Origin of the sequence: Amycolatopsis sp. WAC 01376 (genome assembly GCF_003947415.1) — a bacterium.
Classification (GTDB): Bacteria; Actinomycetota; Actinomycetes; order Mycobacteriales; family Pseudonocardiaceae; genus Amycolatopsis.
This window is the reverse complement of the sequence record NZ_QHKL01000001.1, coordinates 21,175-32,934: the sequence shown is the minus strand read 5'-3', so window position 1 is coordinate 32,934 and position 11,760 is coordinate 21,175. Positions and strand designations below refer to the sequence as shown.

Genomic DNA, 11,760 nt, shown 5'->3' with positions numbered 1-11,760 from the left:
CGCCGGCGGCCGGTCCGTCCGGGAAGCGTCAGCTCCCCATTTCACCGAGCCGTTTCGTGCGGCGGTAGCCGGCGATGACCGCGATGGTTCCGAGAACCAGCAGGATCACCCCGACGGCCAGCCACCAGCCGACATCGGCCCCGGTGGCGGCGAGGGCACCCACCCCGCCACCGGCGACGCCGACTCCGGCGCCAGGCAACTTGTACATTTCGACCTCACTTCACCCTGGTCAGGCGGTGGTCGCCGGACGCCGGTTGCGAACGACGCGGATACCGACCGGGACGGCGACGGCACCGAGCAGGCCGAGACCGATCCACAGCCCCGCGCCCGAAGCGAGCGGCACGGGCAGGCCTGCCGGACCGCAGGTGGCCGACGAGACGATCACGTCGCCGGAACCGAGCGGGGTGAGGGCATCGCCGAGCAGCTTCACGTGGACGGCGTTGACCGTGAGGCTGCCGTCGCTGTTCTTGATCTGCTCGTTCAGGATGATCGTCGCGACGTTGACGGTGCCGAGGCCGACCTTGATCTGCGTGTTCGGCGCGGGCGTCGAGTCGACCGCCCCCGCGCTGCCGAGGTTCGCGCCGACGAGGTTCGTCGCGCCCTGCACACCCTTCTGGGTCGCGGTGCAGGTCGCTTCGACGACCTTGATGCCGACGTCGCCGAGAGCGCCCTTGAGCAGCGGCAGGCCGACATCGGCGGTGCTGGCCTTGGCCGTCACCGCACCGGAGTTGTCGTCGCGTTTGGCTTCGGTGTTGATGGCCCCCGCGGTGAGCACACCGGTGAGGTTGGCCTTCGCGAGGCTGTTGGCGGTCGGCCCGGAGGTCTTCGCCTCGGCGAGCGGCCCGGCCTTCACCGCGTCGAGGCCGAGGAGCTTCACATCGACCTTGACGCCATACGCGGAGCCGTCACCGGGGGCCGCCGAGGCGGGCGCCGCACCGGCGAGAGCCACGCTCGCCACCACAGCGGCGAGCAATCCGCCTCGTCGCAAGAGGTGCGTGTTCTTCAACTGGTCCTCCGAATTGATTCGTGGGGGTTTCTCTCAACTGCGGTCGGCACTCGGGCACAACCGTCGCGGACGAATCCTCAACTGGCCTGACTCGGCTCGCGGATCGTCTATCGCCGAGTGTTTCCCAAATTGAACGAAAAACTGCGAGGATCACCGGATCGGGTGGTCTTGCGAACAATTTTCCGCAGGTCGTCGAAGGTGTCACTCTTTCGGCCTAGTCAGTTTCTCCACGATCGTGCCGAAAGGGCTCATGATCACGTTCGAAACGGGAACCCCGGTCGGAAGGGCCGGTTCTCGCTGACTTACTCTCGTCGGCGAGGTCCCTGTCCGCTTCGCCGAATCCCGTCGTCTGCTGCGCCTTTCCTGAGAGGGTCACCGTGGCCGTTGCGAGCGCTCCTTTGCCGAGTTCCAGCCGGTTTCCGCTGCGTATGGCGGTGCTGGCGGTGATCGCCGTCGCGGTCGGGCTGGTGCTGGCCGAACGCCTGTACCGGGTGTTCGAAGTGCAGCTTTCCGGGCTGATACTGAGGGTTATCACCACATCGGGTGTCTTCGTCGCCGGTGAACGCGAGACTGTCTACTTTGGGTTGTCCGGCGATACTCCACTCGGGTTGAGAATGACGCCGGAATGCTCTTCGGCATTCATGTTGCTGCCCCTGTTGCTGGTGACCGCCGTCATGTTGTATTTCCGTCCCAAAAATGCGAAGAGGCTGTTCTCTTCGTTGGCGATTTCCGCGATCATCGTCATTCTTGTCAATCAGATGAGGGTTTTGGCCATCGTCGGGCTCGTGCACATGATGGGAATCGACGAAGGCTATTACTGGGGTCACACTCTGCTCGGCTCGATGGTCAGCGTCATCGGCGGCGCGGTCGCCCTCGTGCTGTTCGTCTGGCTGAGCACCCGCAAGCCGCGGGCCGAGCGCGGGACCGCCTGATGGGCGGCGGCTCGATCAAGATCCTGCTCGCGATCACACAGGCTTTCGCGCTCACCATGAGCGTCGCGTTCATCGTGTACGTGGTCGTGATCGTCGTGCCGTACCTGCGGCGCAAACCCGCGCCCGTCGGCGACGCCGCCGACTTCACCTGGCACTTCTTCGTCCCCTGCCGGGACGAACAGACCGTCATCCGCGAAACGGTGCGGTACCTGCGTTCGACGTTCCGGCACGCGCACGTCTGGGTCGTCGACGACGACTCCGAGGACCGCACGGCCCGCGTGGTCAAGTCGATCTGGCGGCGCAACGGCGGCTACGACCCGTACCTGCACCTCGTTCCCCGGCGCCGTCCGGAGGCGAGGACGGGCAAGGGAGACGCGCTCAACGCCGCCTACCAGGCGCTCAACGACTGGATGGGCCCTGACGCGAGCCGTGACGACGTCGTCGTCGTAGTCGTCGACGCCGACGGCCGTCCGGCGGAGAACTGCCTCGAAGTGTGCGCCGCCGACCATCTCTTCGGCGACGAGACCATCGGCGCGGTGCAACTCGACGTCTGGATGGGCAACGCCGACACCCGGCCGCCGGGAAAGAACTGGTTCTCGCGCGCCTTCGGGCTGAAGCTCGCCCAGATGCAGGATCTCGAGTTCCGTACGGCCATCGCGGCGATCCAGACCTCGCGCGGGTTCACCGGCACGATCTCCATGGGCGGCAACGGCCAGTTCACGCGTCTGTCCGCATTGGACTCGATCGCGGGCGAGGACGAGCAGCCGTGGCGCGGTTCGCTGCTGGAGGACTTCGAACTCGGCGTGCACCTGCTGACCGCGGGCTGGCGGACCGGGTACACGCCGGACTCCCATGTGAAGCAGGAAGGCCTGTACAGCCTGCGGCGATTCCTGGTGCAGCGCACCCGCTGGGGCCAGGGCACGATGCAGTGCTCGCGGTATCTCCGGCGGATCTGGGATTCGCCGCATGTGAGCACGCTGGGCGCGGCGGAGATGATGTACTACCTCGCGCAGCCGTGGATGCAGCTGCTCGGCTCGCTGCTGTACCCGATCCCGTTCATCCTGCTGCTGTTCACCACGGCGGGGGATCCGGCGCAGATGTGGACCTGGTTCGCCGACGACGGCGCGTGGATCCTGTTCGCCATCTATGGCTCGTTCGGGCTGCTGCCGTTCATCGTGTGGGGCCCGATCTACGAGTTCAAATGCCTGAAGAGTCGCAACCTCCTGCGCGGGCTCGGGATGGGCTTCGCCTACGCGCTGTACATCTACACGTTCTACATCACGTCGTGGCGGGCGCTGTTCCGGCTGGTGCGCGGCCGCAACGGCTGGTCCAAGACGCGGCGGAACACCGAGCACGCCCCCGGGGTGAAGGTCGCGCTGGACTCCTGACCCGCTCGGCGCGGATCGCGTTTAGCGGGCTAAACGCGATCCGCGCGGAGGTCAGGCGGCGGGGAGGATCCGGACGTCGTCCGCCTTCACGAAGGCGATCCGGTGCCCGAACTGAATCTGCACGTACCTGGTCTTGCCCTTGACGACCACGTGGTTCGCCGGGTCGAAGGTCGTCGCCGAGTAGTACTCGGAGCCGAGCATGTTCCCGAGCGAGTACCGCTGCCCGGCCGAGAACGTGTACGGCAGCGGGACGACCTGCTGCACCGGCACGTTCGCCGGGTACGCCTCAGCCTCCGGATACGCGCGGCCGAAGACCGGCACGGTCGCCAGTCCGGGCTTCGGCGTGACGACCAGACCGAACGCCGGGCTCGTCGTGCGCTGGTCGCGGAACCAGCCCTTCTGGCCGAGGTACCAGATCGCCGTCCAGCCGTCACGCCGCTCCGCGACCACGTACCGCTGGCCGGTCTCCGCCCGGCTGCCGATGTCGGAGACAGCCATCGTGCTCGCTGAACCGTCCGGGCGCAGGCCGATGTCCTTGAGCAGCGGCGCCGAGTCGGTCGGCTCGCTGCGCAGCACGACCGAACCGGAACCCCTTGCCGGGCAAGGCTTCCCGGCGGTCTCGCAGCCGGTGAAGGCGGGCCTGTTCGTGGCGAAGTCCGGCGTGATGGTCACCAGCGGCGAACCGGGACGGCCGAAACCGGACAGCGGCGCGCCCATCAGGTCGAAGTAGTGCGCCCAGTCCCAGTACGGGCCCGGATCCCAGTGCATGCCCCTGATGGTCGAGGGGATCGTGCCCGGGACGTTGTCGTGGCCGAGGATGTGCGCGCGGTCGAGCGGGATGTCGTACTTCCGCGCGAGGTAGCCGACGAGCTTCGCGGAGGTGCGGTACATCGCCTCCGTGTACCAAGTGCCCTTCGCGGCGAAGCCCTCGTGCTCGATGCCGACGGACTTCGCGTTCACGTACCAGTTGCCCGCGTGCCAGCCGACGTCCTTGGTCGGCACGTGCTGCGCGATCTGGCCGTCGGACGACCGGATCGTGTAGTGCCAGCTCACGTACGTCGGGTCGGTGACAAGGTCCATCGCCGTGTCCCAATAGCCCTCGGTGTCGTGGATGATGATGTATTCGACCTTCTGGCTCTTCGGCCGGTCCGCCTTGTCGTGGTTGCCGTAGTCGTTGTCCGGCAACTCCTGGTACGGCGCCGGCACCGAAAGGCACGAGACCGTCTTCGGGCACTCCGTCTTCGGGTTCCTGGCCTGGGCGCGCGCGTGGCTCGTCGGTGTCGCGGCGAGGGTGACGTTCTGACCGTCGTCGGTCGTCCGGCTGACGCCCTTGGAGATGGTGTCGAAGACTTCGTCGGCGAAGGACTGCGCTCCCGCCGCGTCCTTCGCGCCGCTGTAGCGCGCGACGGCGGCCTTCCAGTCACCGGTTTCGCGCTGGTACTTCGCCAGCAGAGCGGCACCGCCGCGGATGTTCTGGGTGGTGTTCGTGCGCAGCGTCGCGACGTCTTGCCGGATCAACGCGGCCGCTTCGTCGATGGTCTGGAGGCCGGGCGGGGGAGGCTTCGGCGCCGGTGTCACCGGGAGTTTCGCGCGGCGGGCGTCGTCTCCGCGCGGATCCTCCTCGCCTTCGTCGTGATGCGTGCCCGTGCCCGCTTCGCGCAGGTCGGTCAGGTGCATCGGGCCATAGCCGGCGGACGTGCTCGGAGTGCCGGCGTTGAAGTCCCAGCGCGACTCCAGGAACGAGACGCCGAGAAGGACGTTCTCGGGAACGCCGAACTCCTGCGCGGCGGCCGCGAAGTCCCGCTGACGCTGCTGATCGGCAGGGGTGGCTTCGGCGGGTACGGCGGCGAGAAGGCCGGCGGCGAGGGCGAGGACCGCGAGTCCGGCGGTCCGTTTGGACCGGCGCCGGAGCGGTTCGAGGGCGACAGGACGGAAGGGACGCGGCATGGGCGTAAACCCCCAGTGACTAGGTCTGCTGAACAGGACCGACCCCAATGGTCGGAACCTAACCAGAAAGCGGCCTGCTCCGTAAGGTCCCTTCAGATCGCGATTAGGGGGCTAAAGGCGCTCCGGTGGCAAGGTGGGGGCATGGCTGGGGTGAAGGAGCTTCTGCAGGAGAAGGACCACGTCTTCCTCGATTTCGACGGTCCGGTGTGCGATGTGTTCGCCAGGTTGCCGGCGAGCGAGGTGGCGGACAGGCTCAAGCGTCTCGTCGGACCCGATCTGCCCGCGGACGTGAACGCCTCCGCCGATCCGTTCGACGTGCTTCGCTACGCGGCCTCGTGCGGTCCGAACACCGCGCACGTCGTCGAGCGGCAGCTCAACCGCTTGGAGGGGGAGGCCGTCGCGCTGGTCTCGCCGGCGCCCGGCGTCGCGGAAGTCCTTCGCGAGTGGGTCGCGCAGGGGTTCACGGTGACGATCGTCAGCAACAACTCCGTCGACGCGATCCGGTCGTTCCTCTCGCTGCACGAACTCGCCGAGCAGGTTCGCCGGATCAGCGCGCGGATGACGAGCGACCCTGCGCAGTTGAAGCCGCGGCCGATGCTGCTCGACGCCGCGGTGAAGGCTCTCGGCACTTCACCTCGGCAGTGCGTCATGGTCGGCGACTCGGCCGCGGACATCCTGGCCGCTCGCGCCGCCGGCGTCGCTTCGATCGCTCTCGCGAAGACGCCGGCGAAGCGCAGGGCCCTCACGGCTCTCGGCCCGGACGCCCTGGTGACAGACCTGGCCGACTTGCGTTTAGCGGGCTAAACGCGATCCGTCGTGGCCTTGCGGAACAAAAGGGCCGGTCAGGAGCTCGGAAGCAAGGTGAGCGGACCCTCCTTGCGAAGCTGGCACTCACATGGCTAGAGTGCTAATTGCACGGCCCGAACACGCCCCGGCACCCGCGACGGCGGGGGTGGTAGGAGCCGTAACTCATCCTGCCAACGCTTTCGACGACCGTGGAGGTCAACCCGGTGAGCGTGAACATCAAGCCGCTCGAGGACAAGATCGTTGTCCAGACGAGTGAGGCCGAGGAGACGACCGCTTCCGGCCTCGTCATCCCCGACACCGCCAAGGAGAAGCCCCAGGAGGGCAAGGTTCTGGCCGTTGGCCCGGGCCGCATCGACGACAAGGGCAACCGTGTCCCGCTCGACGTTTCCGTCGGCGACGTCGTCATCTACTCCAAGTACGGCGGCACCGAAGTGAAGTACAACGGTGAGGACTACTTGATCCTCTCCGCCCGCGACGTGCTGGCCGTCATCAACTGACGTCCGCTCTCAGCGCATGACGCCCCGGGCCCCGCATTGCCGGGGAACGGGGCGTTCGTGTTTTCCGAGCTTTAGAACTGGAAGGTAAGCGGAACACGCCATGCCCAAGCAGATCAGTTTCGACGAGGACGCTCGTCGCGCGCTCGAGCGCGGGGTGAACAAGCTCGCCGACGCGGTCAAGGTCACCCTCGGCCCGCGCGGTCGCCACGTCGTACTCGACAAGAAGTTCGGTGGCCCGACCATCACCCTCGACGGCGTCACCGTCGCTCGCGAGATCGAGCTCGACGACCCGTTCGAGAACCTTGGCGCCCAGCTCGCCAAGAGCGTCGCCACCAAGACCAACGACGTCGCCGGTGACGGCACCACGACCGCGACCGTGCTCGCGCAGTCGCTGGTGAAGGTCGGCCTGCGCAACGTCGCCGCCGGTGCCAACCCGACCGCGGTCGGCCGCGGCATCGAGGCCGCCGCGGAGAAGGTCATCGCGGTGCTCAAGGAGAAGGCGACCCCGGTCAAGGGCCGCGACAACATCGCCCAGGTCGGCACCGTCACCTCGCGTGACGCGGCCATCGGCGCCCGGATCGGCGAGGCCGTCGAGCGGGTCGGCGAAGACGGTGTCATCACGATCGAGGAGTCGTCCACGCTGGCGACCGAGCTCGTGATCACCGAGGGTGTGCAGTTCGACAAGGGTTTCCTGTCGGCGCACTTCGCGACCAACCCGGAGGAGCAGAAGGCGATCCTCGAGGACGCCTACATCCTGATCGTCCGCGAGAAGATCTCGGCGCTGGCCGACCTGCTCCCGGTGCTGGAGAAGGTCGTCGAGGCCAAGAAGCCGCTGCTGATCATCGCCGAGGACGTCGACGGCGAAGCGCTGTCGACCCTCGTGGTGAACTCGCTGCGCAAGACGATCACCGCCGTCGCGGTCAAGGCGCCGTTCTTCGGTGACCGCCGCAAGGCGTTCCTTGACGACCTCGCGGTCGTCACCGGCGGCGAGGTCATCTCGGCCGAAATCGGGCACAAGCTGTCCGAGACCACGCTCGCCCAGCTGGGCAACGCCCGCCGGATCGTCGTCACCAAGGACGACACCACGCTCGTCGACGGTGCCGGCACCAAGGACGACATCGCCGGACGCGTTTCGCAGATCCGCAAGGAGATCGAGAACACCGACTCCGACTGGGACCGCGAAAAGCTGCAGGAGCGGCTGGCGAAGCTCGGCGGCGGTGTCGCGGTGATCAAGGTCGGCGCGGCCACCGAGACCGAGCTGAACGAGCGGAAGCACCGCATCGAGGACGCCGTGGCTTCGACCAAGGCGGCCGTCGAAGAGGGCATCCTGCCCGGCGGTGGCTCGGCGCTCGTGCACGCGGTCAAGGAGCTCGACGGCGGCCTCGGCCTCGAGGGCGACGAAGCGACCGGTGTGCGCATCGTCCGCGACGCGCTGTCCGCCCCGCTGTTCTGGATCGCGACCAACGCGGGCCACGAGGGTGCGGTCATCGTGAACAAGGTCCAGGAGCAGAGCTGGGGACACGGCTTCAACGCCGCCACCGGTGAGCTCACCGACCTGCTGGCCGCCGGCATCGTCGACCCGGTCAAGGTGACCCGGTCCGCGGTGGCGAACGCCGATTCCATCGCCCGGCTCGTGCTCACGACGGAGAGCTCCATCGTCGAGAAGCCGGTCGATGAGGAGCCCGCCGCGGCCGGTCACGGCCACGCGCACTAGTTCCACCCCTCGAAGCGGGGCGGTACTCCATCCGGAGTGCCGCCCCGCTTTGCTGTCCCGGCCCCCTCGCCGGAGCGACTTTAGGGGGCTAATCGCGATCCGCCGGCAGGGGAGCGTGACCGCGGGCGGAGCGACTTTAGCGGGCTAAACGCGATCCGCCGGCCGGAAACGCGGCGGCCGGCCGGAGCGCGTTTAGCCCCCTAAACGCGATCCGGCGACATGGGCACCCAGGCCCGGCCGGAGCGCCTTTAGCGGGCTAAACGCGCTCCGCCGGCCGGAGACGCGGAAGGGCGGCACCCCACCCGGATGCCGCCCTTCCGCGTCGCCGACTCGGCCGGATCAGCCGTTCGACATGCTCAATGTGCGCTTGTCCGCCTTGATGATGTGCTCGCGTTCCGATTCCGACAGTCCGCCCCAGATCCCATACGGCTCGTGCACGGCGAGCGCGTGGTTCCGGCACATGGCCAGTACCGGACAGGCCAGGCACACGGCTTTGGCCCTCGCCTCGCGGCGGGCTCTGGCCGGCCCGCGCTCGCCGTCAGGGTGAAAGAAGGACGCGCTGTCCATGCCTCGGCACGACCCTTCGAGCTGCCAGTCCCATACATCCGCGTTGGGCCCCGGGAGCCTGCGTGTGTCCGCCATCCTGACCGCCTCCGTCATCCGGTCGAAGCGTTTACCTGCTCTGCTGCGCTGCGGATACTCCATTCGGTGCAACGGCGGTAACGTTAGAAGCGCGCCAATACTTGTTCAAGAGATTCAAGACGATTCAGCCGTTAGGCATCCCCCGGATGTGTGAGCGGTACTTTCCGTTCCGGTTGCCCCGGTCCCTGCCTGCCTGGATATTGGGTCGAGTGGGATCTCGGATCAGCAGTGAAGAACCCACCCTGCCGGTGGCCTCGGTCGCTCGCCGGCTCGGGGTCGCACCGTCCACCCTGCGCACCTGGGACCGCAGATACGGCGTAGGACCGAGTCGCCACACCAACGGCCGTCACCGTCGCTACGGCAGCTCCGACATCGGCCGTCTCGAACTGATGCAGCGCGCGTTGCTGCGCGGCGCCTCGACGGCCGAAGCGGCGAAGTACGCGCTCGAGCAGATGCCCCGGACGGCGACGGAGCCTCCGGAGACCGCCGTGGTCCAAGTGGAGGAGCAGGCGGCCGCGCCGCCCGCCGAGGATCACGACGTCCCGTCCCGGCTCGCCAGGCGGTTGAGCACGGCCGCGCTCGCGATGGACTTCGGCGCGGTACAGCGCATGCTCGCCGACACGATCCGTGAGCTCGGTGTGCTGCCCGCCTGGACCGGCGTCGTGTCGCCGGTCCTGTCGGCGCTCGGTGCGCGCTGGCGCGGTGTCAGCGCCGGCGCGGAGGTCGAGTACCTGCTCGCCGAGTGCGTGTACGCCGCCCTCGTCCGCGCGACGCCGGTGCTCCGCGAGCCACGTAACCAACGGCCGGTCCTGCTGACCTGCGTGCCGGACGAGCGCGACAACCTGCCGATGTACGCGCTCGCCGCGGCGCTCGCGGGACGTCGGATCGGTGCCCAGCTGTTCGGCGCCTCCCTGCCCGCGGAGGTGCTCGCGGTGACAGTCCGCCGCAGTGTCCCGGCGGCGGTCGTGCTGTGGTCGGGACGGCGTGCGACCGCGGATCCACGCCTGTTCGCCAGGGTCTCTCGCGGCCGTCAGCGCAGCAGGATGTTCGCCTGCGGTCCGGGCTGGGATCCCGCCGCGCTCCCGGACAAGATCGAACTGCTCGGCGAACTGACGACCGCCGCCGACCGGATCGAGCACGTTCTTGTCGGTGCGAGGCGATAGAAAGGACGCATGGAAGCGTCCTTGCGGTCCGCCGCGTTCGGCGACGGCGTGCCGCCGAACTCCTTCGCGGCGCCCGCGTCGCCTCGCGGGCGGCTGCTGGCCGCGATCGGGCTCGGTGCGCGCGGCCGGTACGCGGCGGCGGCCACGCTGCTGAACGGTTTGCGCGCGGGCAAGGATCCGGTGATCGCGTCGCTGGCCGCGAGCACGCTGGCGTCGCATCGACGGCAGTTGGGCGGGCACGCGGCGGCGCTCGTCCTCGACGGTGAAGCGCTCGCGCTGGTGATCTCGGAGCCACGAGGTGAACCAGACCCCGACGGTCTGGACGCCGAGGGCGCGCGGGCGGACGCGTTCCTGGGCCTCGCGGCGGACAATCTCGGGCGCGGCAGGCTGACCGCCGCCCGGCGGCTGCTGGCCCGCGCGGGCGCGCACACCGGCAACTGGCGGACCCGGACCAGGGCCGGTTGGGTGGGCGCGGAAATCGAACTGGCGAGTAACATTTCCCAAGCGGGGATCGCACCTGCGGAAATGGCGCTGGAAACGGCACGGGCGAGGGGTGCGTCCCGGCACGTCGTCAAATCACAGCTCGTACTCGGCGTGACGATCGTGAATGCCGGTTCCGCTGAGCGGGACCGCGCGAAAGCGCTGGTCGAGAGCGCTCGCGAAACCGCCGAGAAATACGAATTCAATTCACTTCTGTGGGTGGCGTGCCTGGTGTCGGCCGACTTCTCGGCAGGACACGCCGATGAGTATCGATTCAGAGGGGCCGAACTGTTGCACGCAGTGTTACGGCACGCAGATCCTTGCGGGAGGCGGCTCGCACGGGAATCTCCGTGGGTCCCCCGCTGAGGGCGTCTAGCCTGTTGGAGGGCCCATTCCGGCAACCGGGCTAAGAACTTTCAAAAAAAGCCACCGGATCGTGTCAAGGTTCGGGCTAAAGCGTCCGATAGGGGAAGTGGAATGTCACCCGGCTGCAGGAAGGAAACCCCGTGACGACGGTCTTGATCTGCGACGACCGACGCAGTGTCCGCGAAGGGCTCACTCGAGTGATGTCCGCGGTCCCAGGGGTCAGTCGCATCGACTGCGTAGCGCACGGTGACGAGCTGCTGGCCCGGTACTCCCGTCAGCCGGTCGACGTCGTGCTGGTCGGAACCCAGCGCGCTGTCCCGACTGGCGTCGAAGCCACCCGGCGGCTCGTCTCGGCGAACCCTCAAGCGAACGTGATCGTGTTCGGCGCCCCGGACGACGCGGGCAGTATCGCCGCGGCCATCGCCGGCGGTGCCCGCGGCTACCTGCGCTGGGACGCCTCGCGTCCCGAGCTGGTCGCCGCACTGGCCCACACGCTCGCCAGCACCTCGGTGCCGGCGCCGCGTCAACCGTCCGACCCCGGTGTTCAGCTCACCGAGCGAGAGCTTCAGGTGCTTCGTGGGATGAGCCAGGGCAAGAGCAACGGACAGATCGGCCGCGAGCTGTACCTGTCCGAAGACACCGTGAAGACCCACGCGCGCCGCTTGTTCCGCAAGCTCGGCGTTCGGGACCGCGCACAGGCGGTCGCCCACGGATTCCGCCGTGGACTTGTTTCCTGACAACGCTTTCTTGATTTCATTGCTGAGATTGCACAACGGGTGACGAACGGGCCGGGGGTGTACCCCTGGCCCGTACCTGTG

12 protein-coding genes are annotated in these 11,760 nt (G+C 68.1%); 8 read left to right on the top strand and 4 right to left on the bottom strand.

What is annotated here, in order from left to right; all coding sequences use genetic code 11:
* Positions 1-28: 28 nt before the first annotated feature.
* Positions 29-208, bottom strand: coding sequence for an LPXTG cell wall anchor domain-containing protein (locus DMH03_RS00160; protein WP_007031099.1), 180 nt, complete (start codon positions 206-208; stop codon positions 29-31).
* A 21-nt stretch (positions 209-229) separates the two neighbouring features.
* On the bottom strand, positions 230-1,006 hold the full coding sequence (locus DMH03_RS00155) for a choice-of-anchor P family protein (protein WP_125790035.1): 777 nt from the start codon (positions 1,004-1,006) through the stop codon (positions 230-232).
* 428 nt (positions 1,007-1,434) lie between these two features.
* Here DMH03_RS00155 and xrtP point away from each other — a divergent pair, with 428 nt between their 5' ends.
* Together xrtP and DMH03_RS00145 are read left to right on the top strand one after the other, a co-directional pair.
* Positions 1,435-1,938: an exosortase P gene (gene xrtP / locus DMH03_RS00150; protein ID WP_233611340.1), complete on the top strand. Its 504-nt coding sequence runs from the start codon at positions 1,435-1,437 to the stop codon at positions 1,936-1,938.
* The gene (locus DMH03_RS00145) at positions 1,938-3,326 is read left to right on the top strand and encodes a glycosyltransferase (RefSeq protein ID WP_125790034.1); all 1,389 of its coding nucleotides are present in this window, start codon (positions 1,938-1,940) and stop codon (positions 3,324-3,326) included. Before xrtP ends, DMH03_RS00145 begins: the two co-directional genes overlap by 1 nt.
* 51 nt (positions 3,327-3,377) lie before the next feature.
* Here DMH03_RS00145 and DMH03_RS00140 read toward each other — a convergent pair whose 3' ends face one another.
* Positions 3,378-5,273 carry an N-acetylmuramoyl-L-alanine amidase gene (locus DMH03_RS00140; protein WP_125790033.1) on the bottom strand — a complete coding sequence of 632 codons (1,896 nt, stop codon included), beginning with the start codon at positions 5,271-5,273 and terminating at the stop codon, positions 3,378-3,380.
* 141 nt (positions 5,274-5,414) lie between these two features.
* Here DMH03_RS00140 and DMH03_RS00135 point away from each other — a divergent pair, with 141 nt between their 5' ends.
* From DMH03_RS00135 to groL, 3 genes are all read left to right on the top strand, one after another.
* Complete coding sequence (locus DMH03_RS00135; RefSeq protein WP_125790032.1) at positions 5,415-6,077, top strand: HAD family hydrolase; 663 nt, start codon at positions 5,415-5,417, stop codon at positions 6,075-6,077.
* 206 nt (positions 6,078-6,283) lie between these two features.
* Complete coding sequence (groES, locus tag DMH03_RS00130; protein ID WP_007031106.1) at positions 6,284-6,577, top strand: co-chaperone GroES; 294 nt, start codon at positions 6,284-6,286, stop codon at positions 6,575-6,577.
* 100 nt (positions 6,578-6,677) lie between these two features.
* Positions 6,678-8,291, top strand: coding sequence for a chaperonin GroEL (gene groL / locus DMH03_RS00125; RefSeq protein ID WP_125790031.1), 1,614 nt, complete (start codon positions 6,678-6,680; stop codon positions 8,289-8,291).
* Positions 8,292-8,630: 339 nt separating this feature from the next.
* Here the strand turns inward: groL and DMH03_RS00120 are convergent, their stop codons facing one another.
* Complete coding sequence (locus DMH03_RS00120) at positions 8,631-8,951, bottom strand: WhiB family transcriptional regulator (RefSeq protein WP_007031108.1); 321 nt, start codon at positions 8,949-8,951, stop codon at positions 8,631-8,633.
* Between the two features lie 230 nt (positions 8,952-9,181).
* On the opposite strand from DMH03_RS00120, the gene DMH03_RS00115 reads away from it, so the two are divergent.
* The 3 genes from DMH03_RS00115 (at position 9,182) to DMH03_RS00105 (ending at position 11,679) form a co-directional block, all read left to right on the top strand.
* Positions 9,182-10,096 (top strand): MerR family transcriptional regulator, encoded by a 915-nt coding sequence (locus tag DMH03_RS00115; RefSeq protein WP_370310749.1) that lies wholly within the window; start codon positions 9,182-9,184, stop codon positions 10,094-10,096.
* Between the two features lie 9 nt (positions 10,097-10,105).
* Positions 10,106-10,942 (top strand): hypothetical protein, encoded by an 837-nt coding sequence (locus DMH03_RS00110; RefSeq protein ID WP_125790029.1) that lies wholly within the window; start codon positions 10,106-10,108, stop codon positions 10,940-10,942.
* 140 nt (positions 10,943-11,082) lie between these two features.
* Entirely contained in the window at positions 11,083-11,679 is a 597-nt protein-coding gene (locus DMH03_RS00105; RefSeq protein WP_003073605.1) for a response regulator transcription factor, read from the top strand.
* The last annotated feature ends 81 nt before the right edge of the window (positions 11,680-11,760 follow it).